Below are 14,870 nucleotides of genomic sequence, written 5' to 3' on the forward strand. Positions count from 1 at the left end.
GCTGGGGCAATAATCGGCATTTTTATTAGTACAATTAATCATTTTTTATTTGATGTATTTTCAYCAGTATTTATGGGGTTAATTTCTGGCATACTAGCTAATGATTTCAACCCGCATTTCTTAAATTATGGTTGGTCTAAAATTAAGAAGGGGGTAATTTTTGCTATGGTAGGCGGCATAATTACTGCCTTAATTGCTGGGATAATGGGGCAGTTTATTTATGGGTTGATTTATGGATTAATGGCTGTCTTGATTATCGTGGCGCTGTTTCCCTTGACTCAAATGGGTATAACTCATATCAAATATCCGAATCAGCCGATTAATCAAGCCGCCAAAAATAGCCTGATGATGTTCTGTCTGGCCTGCCCAATAGGTATAAATTTATCGATGTTATATCTGTATATAAACGGGGAATATATCACCATATTATCAGCAATAATTCCGGGAATAGCCATAGCCTTAATGTTTAGTTTGTGCTTAGGAGGTGTACCTGTAATCGAACACTATAGCCTGCGCTGGTTTCTGTTGGATAAAAAAGTAATACCCTGGAATTATGTGGAGTTTCTTAATCAAGCCTGCGATCGCCAAATTCTCCAAAGAGTAGGGGGAAGATATCGTTTTGTCCACGACCTGCTGCTAGAACATTTGGCGGGATAAGTATTCCTGAATTGTGCCTGATATTTACTCAGCATTTATCTGGGGTATTTATCGGGTATAATTATCAATAAAACTTTGAGAAACAAGATATGATCGAAGTCATTGTAATTGGTGGTGGGGCGGCGGGTTTTTTTGGGGCGATCGCCTGTAAAGAAACCTACCCTAAAACCCATGTCACCTTATTAGAAGCTGGAAAAACTCCCCTAGCCAAAGTTCGCATTTCTGGCGGCGGACGCTGTAACGTTACCCACGCCTGTTTTGACCCCGTGGAGTTTATTCGCAACTATCCCAGGGGTAACAAAGCCTTGCGCGGACCTTTTACTAGGTTTCAAGCGAAACATACTGTAGACTGGTTTAACCACCGAGGAGTTAAGTTAAAAACCGAAGCTGATGGTCGAATGTTCCCCATAACTGATGATTCCGAAACTATTGTTAATTGCTTATTAAATAGCGCCAAAAATGCCGGAATCACAGTCAGAACCGGGGCGGCGGTTGTGGGGATTACTAAACTTGATCGAGGCTTTCAAGTATGTTTAAAATCCCAGGAAGTTTACCAATGCGATCGCCTATTAATAGCCACAGGAAGCAGTCCCGCTGGCTATAATTTTGCCCAAAAATTAGGACATACTATCATCCCCCCAGTGCCCTCCCTATTCACCTTTAATATAGCCGACAAACCCTTGCAGGAATTAGCCGGAATATCCGTAGATTCAGTTAACCTCCAACTAACCGGAACCCCATTAACCCAAACCGGACCCCTGTTAATTACTCACTGGGGAATTAGTGGACCCGCCGTCTTAAAATTATCAGCTTGGGGGGCAAGATTTTTGCAGGAATGTCGTTATAAAACCCCCTTAATAATTGATTGGCTACCAGAATTAAATATAGACCAATTGCGAGAAATTATCCTGCAGACTAAATCAGAATTTGGCAAGCGATCGCCATCTTCCCACTGTCCAATTAATTTACCCCGTCGCCTCTGGCAATATCTAATTATCCGAGTAGGAATTAACCCCCAAAGACCTTGGGCAGAACTATCTAAAAAACACTTAAATCAACTCATCGAAGAATTAAAACGCAGTCGTCATCAAATCACTGGTAAAGGAGTCTTTAAAGAAGAATTCGTCACCTGTGGCGGAGTTAACCTCAAAGAAATAGACTTTAAGACCATGGCAAGTCGGCGGTGTCCGGGGCTATATTTCGCCGGAGAAATTCTTGATATTGACGGCGTGACAGGAGGCTTCAATTTTCAAAACGCCTGGACAACCGGATGGTTAGCCGGACAGGGGATGGGCGGTTTTCCGAACCCCAATTAATTATGATCAGATCGGGAATTGTTCAATCAGAAATTGAAGTAATCACTGTCAACCAAAACCATCGCCCATTAGAGGAGAGGACCCCATGAAAAAATTATATCGCAGCCGTGAACATTGCCAAATCGCCGGAGTAGCCGGAGGAGTCGCCCAATACTTCAATGTTGACCCCTTGCTAGTGAGACTCACCTTTATTATTTTAGGCCTATCCGCCGCCCCCGGCATTATCATCTATGGCATACTGTGGCTGTTAGTACCCAAGGAACCAACCCGTATTGAGGAATTTGAGGATAGCAAAACCTCCAAATTGTAACCCCTAAATGCTAGAATCGAGGATTGGACACCCTTTTCACAGCAGGCAGTTTCATGAGTGTGGCAGACGATAAAACCGTTGTTCGGCAGTATTTTAATTCAACAGGCTTCGATCGCTGGCAAAGAATTTACGGTAACGGCGAAGTCAACCGGGTACAGCGGGATATCCGGGACGGACACCAGCAAACCGTCGATCGCGTCTTAGAATGGCTGCAAGCTGATGGAAACCTAGGCGGCTTAATGGTATGGGATGCAGGCTGTGGAGTCGGAAGCCTCAGCATACCCTTGGGAGACGCAGGGGCGATCGTTTCCGCCAGCGACATTTCCGAAAAAATGGTCGCCGAAGCCAACCAACGCGCCAGAAACCAACTAATCACCCGCGCCAGCAATATCAACTTTATGGCGCAAGACCTAGAAAAATTAACAGGTCGCTATCACACCGTAATTTGCTTAGATGTGTTAATTCACTATCCCCAAAACCAAGCAGCAGAGATGATCTCTCATCTATGTTCCCTCGCCGAAACCCGGATCATTCTGAGTTTCGCCCCCAAAACTCTAGCCCTAAGTATACTTAAAAAAATTGGCGAATTTTTCCCCGGACCCAGCAAAACCACCCGCGCCTACCAACACCGGGAGGCAGATATCGTCAAAATTCTCTCAGATAACGGCTTTACCGTTAGCCGAGAATCGATGATTTCTACCAGCTTTTATTTCTCACGGTTGTTAGAAGCCATACGCTGTTGATATTATTAATTTAGCCTCAATAAGGMAGTCAGGGGGATGAAACCATGCAGATATTTAAGCTGATAGTCGCCAGTTTCTTGATTCCCCTGGGGTTGATATTCTGGTTATCCGCTGCTACGGAATTAATTAGCCCCACCAACATATCAGATAATCCCTGGGGGAAAGTAGCGGGGGGGTTGATTTTGGGAAGTATTCCCCTATTTATGGGGGGATGGTTTATGTGGGAATGGTATCGCGAAAGACGCAGGGAACTCTACCGCCGCCAAAGATATAAGCGATCGGTATTTCTGCACCTAATTCGAGATAACAGAGGCTTAGTCACGGTTTCTAGCCTAGCCAAAGCCGCCAATATATCCCCCCAGGAAGCTAAAGCATTTTTAGATCGGGCGGTCTCCAAATATCACGGCAATTCCCAACAATTAATTGATGGTGAACATTATTATTTGTTTGATATTGATTAATCACTGCCAAATCTTCCCATTTAAACAAACCGTAGAGACAAGTTAAACCTTGTCTCTTGTCAGTTCATTATGGCTATTTACGGGCTAGTTTTTCACCTCAGAAAACTCTAACACCCGTCCATCCAAATCCTTCACCAAAAAATTTAGAGGTCTTTCGCTGCGGATTTTAAACTTGAGGGCTTGGGTTTGTACCCGCATCAAAACTTGGTCTAAACAATCGCGATCAAAACAAACATGACGATGGCGATTTTTCGGACCATAACTAGCACCACTGATAATATGAAGTTGTGTATTTTTCATCAACTGATACCACAAGCCATCAGAAGCCCCTAAATCTTGGTTATTAGCAGTCGATATGTTAGTGGAAAGGTACAAAGGATCGATGCCTGTCGCCCCCAAAGTTTGCTCATAATTATAGTAGTAATGTAGGGGAACATCAGCCACAGGCAAATTTAGCAACCCCTCATAAAACTGTCTGGCCATATTTAGGTCAGTGACCATAATGGTATGAACCTTGGGGGCGCTAGTCAGGAACATCCACATAGCGACAGCATAAGCGGCCAGTAGCATCACCATTACCCCCTGAGTTGAGAAAATGCTGTCGAGGCCTAATTCCGGTAAAAAAGCACCTAGGGGCAGTGGATGCGGTAGGAAATTTTCTATAATGCTAGTGGCTAAAACCATGAACGATAATAGAACATAAAGAACTGAACTGGATAGCTGTAGCTATTAAAGGTTGCGGATGCAACATAACTGATAACGCTTTCAGACCTATTCCAGATTTAGTGATTATCTTAACAAAAATTTTCGCAGGCGATGAAACCCACTGTCACCCAAAACGATCGCATAAATGATCTGATCGATGTATTTGTCTACGGGAGTCTCAAACCCGGCGAGTTCAATTACAACCGTTTCTGTCTCGGACGCACCATAGAGGAATTACCAGCGTGCGCCCTAGGGGAATTATATTCCCTCTCCCTAGGCTACCCCGCCATGACCACCGGGACGCGCTGGGTATCTGGAGTTATCCTATCCTTCACAGACCCCAGTCTTCTCGCCGACCTTGATCGCCTCGAAGACTACCAAAGCGATCGCCCACCGGAGCAAAACCAATATCAACGCCGCCGCATTCTCACCTACACCCCAGACCAAAAACCCCTCCGTGAGACCTGGGCTTATTTCATGTATCCCCAAGTAGTTAGCTCCTTCCAGGGAGTCTTGATTCCCAGTGGCGACTGGAAACCCAGCTATAATTAACCTAGGGGTGAGCTATCGGACCCTTGGGAATCACAATCAGCGGTTGATCTATGGTCAAACTAACCGCCTCTGGATTAACAATAGGTAGCAAAGGCTCATTGAGGGCAATTTGTAGTGGCTCCGACTCAACTCGGTTCAACTGAGCAAAGAGAGTACCACCCCCACCAGTCGGAGCCCAACTCGCTAAAACCGCCAAAAACAGAGCCGCGATCGCACCCCCACCACTGACCACCATCAAATTATTCCGGCGTTCAACCTGGTTGAACACAGCACCCGCCAACTGTTGAGCCGATTCATTATTTTTCGGCTCCGGAATGGAGTGCAAACGCGATCGCAGTTGCATCATTTGCAGATAAGCCGCCTTATATTGGCGATCAATATCCAACCGTTGCTGAACCTGGCGGCGTTCCGCCGGTGTCGCCTCACCATCAACATAGGCTGACAGTAGCTCATACATTTGGTCATCCCAAGTCCCTTCTCCCTCGGACTCAGGATGCCAATTCGGGTTCAAATTACCTAAGCGATCGTCATGGTTAGACTTCATTGGGACACCCCCTAAAACGCAAGCAAAAATCGAAACCAACGGTCTAACCTTTTTGAATTAAATCGGGGAGAAAATGTAGAGCCACAAAAATCAACAGACCGCCGGTTTCTGACCATTAACTTCCTATTATATTCCCTCCAAACGGAATTAGTCATGATCTCAACTAATCATTTAGATAAGGTTGTAGTTGAGATTGTAACCGCTGACGAGCCCTAGCAATACGAGACTTAACAGTTCCTAAAGAAACTCCCGTAATTTCCGCAATTTCCTCATAAGCTAGGCCTTGAATTTCCCGCAGCACAATAGTAGTGCGGAACACCTCCGGCAAATCAGCGATCGCCTCTTGTAGGTGATCATAAAACTCTCTAGTCGCTAAATCCTCATCTGGACCCGGACGATCCGCCGGCAATTCCCATTCCATCTCGCCATCATCAACAGTGCGAGGAGCATCCAGAGACAAAGCCGGTCTCACCCGTTTCCGTTTCCGCAGTTCATCATAAAATAAATTAGTCGCAATCCGGCTTAACCACCCTTGGAACTTAGCCGGTTCCTGTAGTCGCTTAATATTGCGGTAAACTCGAATCCATATTTCTTGTGCTAAATCCGCCCTATCTTGCCAATCAGGCGCTAGGTGAAACAGAATCTTATCCACATGGGACTGATATCGGCGTAATAGTTCCGTAAAGGCAAGACGGTCTGGCTGCAACCCTTCCTGACATCGTAGAACTAGATCATAGTTCGACAGCTTTTCAGGGGATAATTGCACTTCGGGAGTCGTTGCCGACCCGGAAGACCAGGATAGGGGTACAAATTGACTCATCATAGTTTCAAATTTGCGTATTGGGGCAGGCTGTTGGTCTTTGACGCGGCATGAACCGATTAAGTTCCTAATGTTCATCTGGTTAGCAGGTAGCTTCACATAAGCCAATACTAACCCAACTACTAGATCCGTCAACCCAATGTTCCTTTTTCCAAATCGGGGCGTTATGCTTTAGGGTATCAATGGCATACTGGCAAGCCTCAAAAGCCTCTCGGCGGTGAGGACAACCTACCGCCACCAATACACTAAGATCCCCAATTTGTAGATGTCCGATCCGGTGCTGTATGACCACCCGCGTTACATCAGGCCATTGAGTTTTAATCTGTTCGGCAATTTCCTGGAACACCCGCAGCGCCATGGGCTGATAGGCTTGATATTCCAAGGACTTAACCGGTTTGCCGTCCGTTTGATTGCGAACCATGCCACTCATTACCACGATCGCACCATTGGCCGGATCGTCCACCAGATTATAAACATCTTCCAAGGACAACGGCGCTAGGGAAATCGCAAAATCTGACTGAGTTGGTAAAGAATACAGGTTCATTGTTTAATTATTTCCATCTTCGGCAATATTCATCAGGATATTTAATAAGGTAAAGGGGATTCATACATCGGCATTTCATCCCTTTCTGACATTTCTCTAGCCCTTTGTTCCTGGCTGGCGATATCTTCATCACTCATGTACTCATCCGCCATTTCCAACAGTTCTGGCACTGTTACAAACTCATAACCCTGCCTTTTCAACTCCGCAATAATTCTCGGAAGAGCCGCTACTGTAGGCGCACGGTTCCCACCTCCATCGTGCATCAGCACAATACCACCCGATTTCGCTTGAGTTAAAACATTACGAGCGATCGCATCCCTACCCGATCGCCAATCTGCTGAGTCCACAGACCACATAATATTAGCGTGATTTTGGCTATGAACATACTGAACCAAACCATTAGTCATTACCCCCCCTGGCGGTCGAAATAGAGCCGTTTTAGTCCCCGTCACCTCCTCAATTAAATCCCCCGTACTATTAATCTCCTTCGCCGCTTCCGCCTGACTTACCTTATGATAACGGTGGTTCCAGGTATGATTAGCTAACGCATGACCTTCATCTGCTACTTTTTTCGCAATCTCCTTGTTATTATTCAAAGCCGCCCCAATCAAGAAAAACGTCGCCTTAATATTATTTCTTCTGAGAATATCTAAAACCTGTTCCGTCGTTCGCGGCCAAGGACCATCATCAAAAGTCAGAGCAATCACTTTCCGGTCTGGTGGCAAATTCACCTCTTTTATAGTAGTTCCTTGAAATCGTTGAGGAACCGAAAAATTAAAGCGTTCATCTTGTAACTCCCTCAAGGCTTGTTGTGTTGATTGTAACCTTTGAGTTATAGCCAGTTTTATCGATGGAATTCCTACATTTGGGGAAGGTTGTTCTGTGGGATTATTAGAGGTTTCTACCTCCCTTTGTGTCTGTCTCTGAGCCACTACTTGTTGGCTTATTGGAGGCTGATATGTAACTTTCGCTTGGCGGTCTATATGTAAAGTCCAAGGTAAAGCTACACCCATAACAAAACTACTTAATGCTGCCAATATTGCTAGAGTTAAAACTCTTTGTTGGCGGCGATATACTCTGTAGTAAGGCTGAACCACGTCATATCTCCTTCACACCAATTAAATTTTATGTTGATTTTTACTAGCTAGTTATTATTGGGGCAATTGATATACAATTACCCTAGATGAGGACAGCTTACCCTACCTAATCCCAGCTAATTCACCGGAATTTAGATAAGTTCAAGAACTGAGACAGTATCTCTATCCTAGCTTTCCTTTAAACCCCTAACCTAGGGTCAAGAGCATCATGATTTTTCAGATGTTCTTTATATAATCTAACAATTTCATTAGTAACTTGCTCAATACTGAGTCCATCGGTACTAAGTTCGATCGCATCAACCGCCTTTCGCAGTGGAGCAATAGTTCGGTTACTATCTAATTCATCCCGTCGGATGATATCCCGTTTAATCTCTTCTAAACTGGTATTTAAATCACCCTTCTGTTGTAATTCCAGATAGCGACGCTTGGCTCGTTCTTCCACAGAAGCAGTCAGAAAAATTTTCAACTCAGCATCGGGGAAAACATGAGTGCCAATATCGCGTCCTTCCGCCACCAAACCGCCCCGACGACCTAACTGCTGTTGTTGTTTAACAAGACCACGACGGACTGCTACCTGAGCCGCGATCGCCGATACATTGCGGGTAACTTCCTGGGTACGGATCGCCTCAGTCACATCAGACCCATCTATCAAAACCCTAATTTGATCTTGATCAGGAATCAACTCAATCCGTGAACCACTAACCAACTCAGCGATCGCCGGTTCATCATCCACAGATATTTGAGACTCAAGCACCTTCCAGGTAATAGCGCGATACATTGCTCCCGTATCAAGGTACATCAAATTTAACAGTTGTGCAATATGACGGGTAACAGTAGACTTCCCCGCTCCGGCCGGGCCATCTATCGCCACAATAGGCTGGCGAGTATTGAGCATGATATTATCAATTAAACGAGTATTTCCCACCGATGCGGCGATCGCCAAAAGTCCTATTTCCTCAACAGTTTCCATAGGAACTAAAGTATCCGGCGCAACCAGTTCCAAATATTCTAGCTTCACCGCCGGCACTCTCGCCAGAATTTCTTGCGCCGCCTGTAACAGACCTAATCGCGATCGCACTCCCTCACCGTAGCGCCGTCTCGCCGCCTGTAAAGCCTTATATAAAACTGTAGCTTGCTGTTTCTGTTCCCGTGTCAAATACTGATTACGGGAACTATAAGCCAGTCCCGAAGCCTCTCGAATAATCGGACAGGCCACCATCTCAATCGGCCAATTCAAATCCGCCACCATGCGCCTAATGACCGCCACTTGTTGAGCATCTTTCTGGCCAAAATAGGCGCGGTTCGGCTGAATCAAATTAAACAATTTAGCCACAATAGTTGTCACCCCCTGAAAATGTCCAGGACGGGATGCGCCACACAAACGGGACGTGAGCGAGTCAGGGACAATCACACAAGTTTGTTGAGATAAGCCAGTTTCTGTGTTTCCCGTCTCCTCAGAGCCATAAATCTCCTCAACCGACGGAGCAAATACCACATCAGCCCCATTTTCCCGACACAGTGCTAAATCCGCCTCCAAATTACGGGGGTACTTTTGGAAATCTTCCCTAGGTCCAAATTGTAGGGGGTTAACAAAGATGCTAACCACCACCACATCAGATCCATTACGAGCCTGACGAATTAAGCTCAAATGTCCTGAATGTAAACCCCCCATAGTGGGGACTAAACCTATTTGCCGATTATGGCAGGCTTGGGAATACGATCGCCAAGCCGCAACAGTTGTAAACAGGCGCATAAAAGTAGTTTTGGGCGCAATAATTGCACCCTAGTATCAATCATTCCCTTCATTGTATAGGGAACAGCACCATCGACCTTAATTAGCTGGCGTGATCACCTCCACTGTTACCGGAGCCACCCCACTGCTAATCATACCGATCGCCTGTGCAGCTCCAGCAGACAAGTCAATAATCCGACCTCCGATAAATGGGCCTCGGTCATTAATTCTCACCACCACAGAACGACCGTTATGCTGATTGGTAACACGGACTTCTGTACCAAAAGGTAAATAACGGTGAGCCGCCGTCATAGCATCTTGGTTGTAGCGTTCACCATTAGCCGTGCGGTTCCCATGAAAACCAGGACCATACCAAGAAGCCCAACCCTGGAGACGATTAGCCACCGAACGTACAGCTACTGTAGTCACTTCTGGCTCTGGTCTTCCTTCAATCTCGCTGAGGGGTGGCGCATTACCTACCTGTCTCCGCAGGCGGTTAGTAGCTTGTAGTGCATCTGTAGCCAGATCACGGGTATTGTCGGGGAGGATAGTATTACCATCAATGGCTACTAATTTTTCCTCACCTACTTGGATCACATAATTTTTTTCCTGATCATTCCATCGGACTCTGATGGTATCTGCATCAATATTGTCTCGACTGATCTGATTAATTTTGACCGCGACATTATTGGCTCTAGCGACTGGATCGCTGGCTTGTGTGAGGTAAGCCACTATTAAATTACCAGTTGAACTCTCAGCTACATTGACAGATTGATAGTTGATGGGGCGGGCTGTCGTTTCTGAGGGGTTTTGAACAAAGGTGAGGACGGGGATATTACGAACGAAGAGGGTTGCAGCTTGTTTTTCGTCTAATTCATGGCTTTCAATTTGGGTGATATTCCCCTGTGACCGGGCTAATTGCTCAACATGGCTTCTCCCATCACTTTCTGGACATAAAAGGCGATCGCATTCACTTTCAGCATAAGCTGGCGCGCAAACTGATAGAACCAGTAAAGAAACTAGACCACTCCAAAGTTTTGCGTTCATAAATCTTCTATATGAAACAACCACGTTTGAACTGAAATTGACTTAGACCCTACATGGCAGGCTATTACACCCCCATAGTCATCGCTACTCAATTTCCTGTTCGCTTGGGTTGAAGGAACTGCAACACACTAGCACGAACTTTTCTATTTGGGGATCTAGTCTGGGGGCATAGTTTGCCGTCGGACTGACAAACTGGACAGTTTGGTTCCGGCCCAAATTCCCGGTCATCAAGACTTGGGGTAATTTCTACTTACCCAATAGTCAGTGGTTGCAAAAAGTATTAAAGTTTCTTATAAGCCTTATCAGAGAGTTACGGGGCCAAGCCTGAACACACAAAACAAAAATCAATTATGGATTATCGAGAAGCTGGTGTTGACGTGGTAGCGGGTCGGGATTTTGTTAACCGTATCCGCGATCTGCTACAAGGAACTTATCGCCCAGAAGTCTTGGGTGGTTTAGGGGGTTTTGGCGGGTGCTTTGAGTTACCCACAGGCTACCGTCAACCCGTCCTGGTATCTGGTACTGATGGTGTCGGTACGAAGCTAAAGATCGCTCATGCTGTTGACCGCCACGATACTATCGGTATTGATTTGGTGGCTATGTGTGTTAATGATGTCTTGACCTGTGGTGCAGCCCCTCTGTTTTTTCTCGATTATCTGGCTACCGGAAAACTAGAACCAGAACAATTAACCCAGGTGGTCACCGGAATAGCTACCGGTTGTCAACAAGCTGGATGTGCTTTATTGGGGGGAGAAACCGCTGAAATGCCGGGTTTCTATCAACCAGGTGAGTATGACGTGGCTGGCTTTTGTGTCGGTATTGTCGAAAAGCAACAGTTACTTGATGGTAGTCAGGTTAAGATCGCAGATGTGGCGATCGCTTTAGCCAGTAGTGGTCTCCACAGTAATGGCTTTAGTCTCGTCCGTAAGATTATCGCCGATCGCCACATTGATTGGAACCACCGCCCTACTCAATTTGATGGTCAAACTGTTGGCCAGGTCTGTTTGACTCCCACCCGCATTTATGTCAAACCTATTCTTAATGCTATTGCTCAGGGTTTACCTATTCATGGTATGGCTCATATTACTGGCGGAGGACTACCGGAAAATTTGCCCCGATCTCTTCCTGAAAATGCTGCTATTCGCATCACTCCCCACAGTTGGCCGGTTCCCCCCATTTTTACCTGGTTAGCTGACTTGGGAGATGTTCCCCAAAGTGCTATGTGGGAAACTTTTAATATGGGTATTGGCTTTGTCGTTTTTGTACCACCCGATCACGCCTCAGAGGCGATCGCATTCTTTCAATCCCAGGATATCCCTAGTTATACAATCGGGGAGGTCGTCCCTGGAAATCGACAACTAATTGGTTTGGACTAGCAACAGCATAAGTTTTCGCTAAAAAAAAGCCCGTTTGAGATACAATAGTATTTCAGGCTCAAAKACCAAAGCGACCTTAGCAAAGCAATGTCCATTCAATGGCAGACCGCTAAAACTTACCAAGATATTCTCTATTGTAAGGCGGACGGAATCGCCAAAATTACCATTAACCGCCCTGATAAGCGTAATGCCTTTCGCCCGAAAACCGTATTTGAACTGTATGATGCTTTTACAGATGCCAGAGAAGATCAGGCGATCGGTGTAGTTCTGTTTACCGGGGCTGGTCCCCATACAGATGGCAAATATGCCTTTTGTTCCGGCGGCGATCAGAGTGTGCGCGGTGAAGCTGGTTATATTGATGATATCGGTGTCCCCCGTCTCAACGTTCTCGATCTTCAACGCCTAATTAGATCAATGCCTAAAGTTGTGATCGCCCTGGTAGCAGGTTATGCGATCGGCGGTGGTCATGTTCTCCATCTCATTTGTGATTTAACTATAGCCGCTGATAACGCCATTTTTGGTCAAACTGGGCCAAAAGTTGGCAGTTTTGACGGCGGCTTTGGAGCCAGTTATATGGCTCGTGTTGTCGGTCAGAAAAAGGCACGGGAAATTTGGTTCCTCTGTCGGCAGTATAATTCCCAACAAGCCTTAGATATGGGTTTAGTTAACTGTGTCGTTCCCGTTGATCAGCTTGAGACTGAAGGGATAACATGGGCGTTGGAGATTCTGGAAAAAAGCCCGATCGCTATTCGCTGTTTGAAATCCGCTTTCAATGCTGACTGTGATGGTCAGGCGGGGTTACAGGAGTTGGCAGGGAATGCCACTTTGTTGTATTATATGACCGAGGAAGGGGCAGAGGGAAAACAGGCTTTTTTGGAAAAACGAAAACCAGATTTTCGTCAGTATCCCTGGCTTCCTTGACCGCCTTCGCGCTAAACAGCGATCGCTTCTCAGGGTTGAACCCTTGAAGCTTCTAATTCTGGGTGAGTTGCAGTTATATTTGGGAAGTCTCCCACCATTGCTTCTCGTAGGGTCGGGAGAGTTTGATTCAGATGAATTACTGTATCCACCGTTTCCCAAGAAGGTGCAAAGACGGGAAGTGCTAGGGGACACGCTTTCCAACTGCCCTGGACCGGAACGTGGAGTTGATGGCATAGCCCGCCACGTCTCCCCTCAGGAGTGTAGTGTTGACAACAACGACAAGCAGACGTTAACAGGTTTGAAGCTCCCATAGCAGGCTTCCTCGCTAAAGAATGATCCAATACCTATATTCTCGTATATCCTTGATCCCTGCCTAGAATCCGTCATCCCTTATCCAGTATGCCTTAGAATCCGTTTTTATCGTTCAGGAAATTTTATAATTGTTTTATATTCTCTTCATATATAGATACAAACTTAGCTAGTTTGTTAAAGAAATGTAAAGCATCGGGGATCAAGTCTAAAGTAATCAAAACTAATTGGGGATCAACGCTAATTGATTGAGTCCCCTATTTGTCTTGGCATTTATCAGGTGTCAGGAGTTCGGCAAAGCAAATGTGGCAAACAGACCAGCGTTCTAGTTCACCGGGAGGGGTGGGGGAGTGACATTGAGGACATAGGGGCCAATGTTGCGATCGCCTTTGGATTTTACTAGCCCAAATTTCCCAAGCAGCGATCGGCGTTTTCGGTGCAGCCACATCCTCAGATATAACCTGATCAATAGTCCCAAATTCTCCCTTAACAGGGATAGTGCTGGGATGTTGGTTAATATCTGTCGTTTCCGTCAAAGCACCCGCCGCCAAAAGAGAAGACCCATGAGACCACTGAGCCGTGGAAAACTTGATATCATGCAAAGGATCACACAGCCACTGATTTAGGTGTCGGACAATTTGCTTACGCTGGAAAGTCAGCTCCTGAGTCCAAGCAGCGCTAGAAGTAGCCACCTGCAAAATATTTCGGTAAATCGTTATGGGTCGAGTATGAGCCTGTGCTGATTTTCCGACCACATCAGGCCAATGGCTAACCACTAGCTGAAACTGCTGTTGTTCCGGCGTTAAAATCCGGTCAGCAAAGGTACTTATAATCTGATCAATGGATTCAAAGTTCAATTAAAATCAACCCCATTTTCCAGGAATTTTGTTATGAGCCAATCTTCTCAAATTCAAGCTACCTCCTCCCCCCCCCAACTACAACCAGTCCTCCAATCGGTTTTGGAAAGCCTAGACGTAAAACTAGAGCAGGAACTAACCCGCTATCGCCGATATAGACGGCAATCTCAATCCGATAATCAACAGCCTAGGGAGTCATCCAATAGCCAATCGCCATCATTTCCAGGGGCGATCGCTCCTAACGCAATAACTCCAGAATTACCCCCTACCCAAACAGAACCACAGCGCCCCCCCACCGGGTGGGAATCAGTCCTATTACCAGAGCCGGCTCCCATTGTTCCCCACAACCAAAACCAGACAACAGCCAACGGTAATGGTTCTGCCGCCGAAACCTCAAGCGCCACCTCACCCCTAGGCTACCTAGAATCCACCGAAAAACTGATTAGCAGCATCGAAAAACGTGCCGAATATAGAAAACAGCGACAAAGTAAAAGTTGGACTAAGAGATTATTTACCCCCTTGGGGATGGTCTCTATGCTGCTGCTGTTTATTTCTAGTGCCATTTTAGGCTATGTCGTCACAGGTGGTGCCGGCTTGCAAATACTAGGCTTCAATCGCCTATTTAGGGATTCACAGACTCCTACTTCTGAGCCAATAGATACCAACACAGTAGAACCCACATCTCCTAACCTGGCTACCCAGGAATTTGTTGAGCTAGATCTTAATACCCTCAGTACCATCAATCCTAATCCCAACCTCCCTACCACTGCACCCCAAGGAACTCCAATAGATGGCGGCGCAACAGTTCCTCCCGCTCCATCTCCCTCCGTAGTCATTCCTACTGGTCCCGGACTTAATAACTTATCCCAGGAACTTTTA

General features: G+C 46.0%; 17 protein-coding genes and 1 pseudogene. 9 read left to right on the forward strand and 9 right to left on the reverse strand.

Translation table 11 applies throughout. From position 1 onward, the window contains the following. The 5 genes and pseudogenes from B9T16_RS17555 to B9T16_RS17575 form a co-directional block, all read left to right on the forward strand. Positions 1-657, forward strand: a pseudogene (locus B9T16_RS17555) (hypothetical protein); the annotation flags it as partial. Between the two features lie 89 nt (positions 658-746). Continuing rightward, on the forward strand, positions 747-1,973 hold the full coding sequence (locus B9T16_RS17560; RefSeq protein WP_410245371.1) for an NAD(P)/FAD-dependent oxidoreductase: 1,227 nt from the start codon (positions 747-749) through the stop codon (positions 1,971-1,973). An 85-nt stretch (positions 1,974-2,058) separates the two neighbouring features. Further along, complete coding sequence (locus tag B9T16_RS17565) at positions 2,059-2,283, forward strand: PspC domain-containing protein (RefSeq protein ID WP_006618956.1); 225 nt, start codon at positions 2,059-2,061, stop codon at positions 2,281-2,283. A gap of 53 nt (positions 2,284-2,336) precedes the next feature. Next, positions 2,337-3,026: a magnesium protoporphyrin IX methyltransferase gene (bchM, locus tag B9T16_RS17570; protein ID WP_410245372.1), complete on the forward strand. Its 690-nt coding sequence runs from the start codon at positions 2,337-2,339 to the stop codon at positions 3,024-3,026. A 44-nt stretch (positions 3,027-3,070) separates the two neighbouring features. Continuing rightward, positions 3,071-3,487 carry a hypothetical protein gene (locus tag B9T16_RS17575; protein WP_006618958.1) on the forward strand — a complete coding sequence of 139 codons (417 nt, stop codon included), beginning with the start codon at positions 3,071-3,073 and terminating at the stop codon, positions 3,485-3,487. A gap of 84 nt (positions 3,488-3,571) precedes the next feature. On the opposite strand, the gene B9T16_RS17580 is transcribed toward B9T16_RS17575, so the two are convergent. Next, complete coding sequence (locus tag B9T16_RS17580) at positions 3,572-4,171, reverse strand: hypothetical protein (RefSeq protein WP_006618959.1); 600 nt, start codon at positions 4,169-4,171, stop codon at positions 3,572-3,574. 132 nt (positions 4,172-4,303) lie between these two features. Here B9T16_RS17580 and B9T16_RS17585 point away from each other — a divergent pair, with 132 nt between their 5' ends. After that, positions 4,304-4,744, forward strand: coding sequence for a gamma-glutamylcyclotransferase (locus tag B9T16_RS17585; protein WP_006618960.1), 441 nt, complete (start codon positions 4,304-4,306; stop codon positions 4,742-4,744). Position 4,745: 1 nt separating this feature from the next. Here B9T16_RS17585 and B9T16_RS17590 read toward each other — a convergent pair whose 3' ends face one another. From B9T16_RS17590 to B9T16_RS17615, 6 genes are all read right to left on the reverse strand, one after another. Then, on the reverse strand, positions 4,746-5,288 hold the full coding sequence (locus B9T16_RS17590) for an anti-sigma factor family protein (protein ID WP_006618961.1): 543 nt from the start codon (positions 5,286-5,288) through the stop codon (positions 4,746-4,748). Between the two features lie 163 nt (positions 5,289-5,451). Further along, positions 5,452-6,108, reverse strand: coding sequence for a sigma-70 family RNA polymerase sigma factor (locus B9T16_RS17595; RefSeq protein ID WP_006618962.1), 657 nt, complete (start codon positions 6,106-6,108; stop codon positions 5,452-5,454). 82 nt (positions 6,109-6,190) lie between these two features. Next, positions 6,191-6,652 (reverse strand): molybdenum cofactor biosynthesis protein MoaE, encoded by a 462-nt coding sequence (locus B9T16_RS17600; protein WP_014277270.1) that lies wholly within the window; start codon positions 6,650-6,652, stop codon positions 6,191-6,193. A 41-nt stretch (positions 6,653-6,693) separates the two neighbouring features. After that, positions 6,694-7,749 carry a polysaccharide deacetylase family protein gene (locus B9T16_RS17605; protein ID WP_006618964.1) on the reverse strand — a complete coding sequence of 352 codons (1,056 nt, stop codon included), beginning with the start codon at positions 7,747-7,749 and terminating at the stop codon, positions 6,694-6,696. A 178-nt stretch (positions 7,750-7,927) separates the two neighbouring features. Beyond that, on the reverse strand, positions 7,928-9,502 hold the full coding sequence (locus tag B9T16_RS17610; protein WP_315669930.1) for a bifunctional pantoate--beta-alanine ligase/(d)CMP kinase: 1,575 nt from the start codon (positions 9,500-9,502) through the stop codon (positions 7,928-7,930). Between the two features lie 78 nt (positions 9,503-9,580). Next, a complete protein-coding gene (locus tag B9T16_RS17615) occupies positions 9,581-10,528 on the reverse strand; it encodes a septal ring lytic transglycosylase RlpA family protein (RefSeq protein ID WP_006618966.1) in 948 nt (315 codons plus the stop codon). Between the two features lie 350 nt (positions 10,529-10,878). On the opposite strand from B9T16_RS17615, the gene purM reads away from it, so the two are divergent. Both purM and menB read left to right on the forward strand, forming a co-directional pair. Further along, on the forward strand, positions 10,879-11,904 hold the full coding sequence (purM, locus tag B9T16_RS17620; RefSeq protein ID WP_006618967.1) for a phosphoribosylformylglycinamidine cyclo-ligase: 1,026 nt from the start codon (positions 10,879-10,881) through the stop codon (positions 11,902-11,904). A gap of 87 nt (positions 11,905-11,991) precedes the next feature. Further along, positions 11,992-12,825, forward strand: a complete 834-nt coding sequence (gene menB, locus B9T16_RS17625; RefSeq protein WP_006618968.1) for a 1,4-dihydroxy-2-naphthoyl-CoA synthase — start codon at positions 11,992-11,994, stop codon at positions 12,823-12,825. A 29-nt stretch (positions 12,826-12,854) separates the two neighbouring features. Here the strand turns inward: menB and B9T16_RS17630 are convergent, their stop codons facing one another. After that, complete coding sequence (locus B9T16_RS17630; protein WP_014277269.1) at positions 12,855-13,136, reverse strand: hypothetical protein; 282 nt, start codon at positions 13,134-13,136, stop codon at positions 12,855-12,857. Positions 13,137-13,391: 255 nt separating this feature from the next. Beyond that, a complete protein-coding gene (locus tag B9T16_RS17635; protein WP_014277268.1) occupies positions 13,392-13,991 on the reverse strand; it encodes a DUF721 domain-containing protein in 600 nt (199 codons plus the stop codon). A 33-nt stretch (positions 13,992-14,024) separates the two neighbouring features. Here B9T16_RS17635 and B9T16_RS17640 point away from each other — a divergent pair. After that, positions 14,025-14,870: hypothetical protein (locus B9T16_RS17640; RefSeq protein WP_410245373.1), on the forward strand; the 846-nt coding region annotated here is incomplete at its 3' end.

This window comes from Arthrospira sp. PCC 8006 (assembly GCF_046480465.1).
Taxonomy (GTDB): domain Bacteria; phylum Cyanobacteriota; class Cyanobacteriia; order Cyanobacteriales; family Microcoleaceae; genus Limnospira; species Limnospira platensis.

Bases quoted from the DNA above. Each gene is read 5' to 3' on its own strand.
- menB (WP_006618968.1), top strand. From the start codon at position 11,992: ATGTCCATTCAATGGCAGACCGCTAAAACTTACCAAGATATTCTCTAT.
- B9T16_RS17615 (WP_006618966.1), bottom strand. From the start codon at position 10,528: ATGAACGCAAAACTTTGGAGTGGTCTAGTTTCTTTACTGGTTCTATCA.
- B9T16_RS17565 (WP_006618956.1), top strand. From the start codon at position 2,059: ATGAAAAAATTATATCGCAGCCGTGAACATTGCCAAATCGCCGGAGTA.
- B9T16_RS17585 (WP_006618960.1), top strand. From the start codon at position 4,304: ATGAAACCCACTGTCACCCAAAACGATCGCATAAATGATCTGATCGAT.
- B9T16_RS17575 (WP_006618958.1), top strand. From the start codon at position 3,071: ATGCAGATATTTAAGCTGATAGTCGCCAGTTTCTTGATTCCCCTGGGG.
- bchM (WP_410245372.1), top strand. From the start codon at position 2,337: ATGAGTGTGGCAGACGATAAAACCGTTGTTCGGCAGTATTTTAATTCA.
- B9T16_RS17595 (WP_006618962.1), bottom strand. From the start codon at position 6,108: ATGAGTCAATTTGTACCCCTATCCTGGTCTTCCGGGTCGGCAACGACT.
- B9T16_RS17600 (WP_014277270.1), bottom strand. From the start codon at position 6,652: ATGAACCTGTATTCTTTACCAACTCAGTCAGATTTTGCGATTTCCCTA.
- B9T16_RS17580 (WP_006618959.1), bottom strand. From the start codon at position 4,171: ATGGTTTTAGCCACTAGCATTATAGAAAATTTCCTACCGCATCCACTG.
- B9T16_RS17560 (WP_410245371.1), top strand. From the start codon at position 747: ATGATCGAAGTCATTGTAATTGGTGGTGGGGCGGCGGGTTTTTTTGGG.
- B9T16_RS17630 (WP_014277269.1), bottom strand. From the start codon at position 13,136: ATGGGAGCTTCAAACCTGTTAACGTCTGCTTGTCGTTGTTGTCAACAC.
- B9T16_RS17590 (WP_006618961.1), bottom strand. From the start codon at position 5,288: ATGAAGTCTAACCATGACGATCGCTTAGGTAATTTGAACCCGAATTGG.
- B9T16_RS17610 (WP_315669930.1), bottom strand. From the start codon at position 9,502: ATGCGCCTGTTTACAACTGTTGCGGCTTGGCGATCGTATTCCCAAGCC.
- purM (WP_006618967.1), top strand. From the start codon at position 10,879: ATGGATTATCGAGAAGCTGGTGTTGACGTGGTAGCGGGTCGGGATTTT.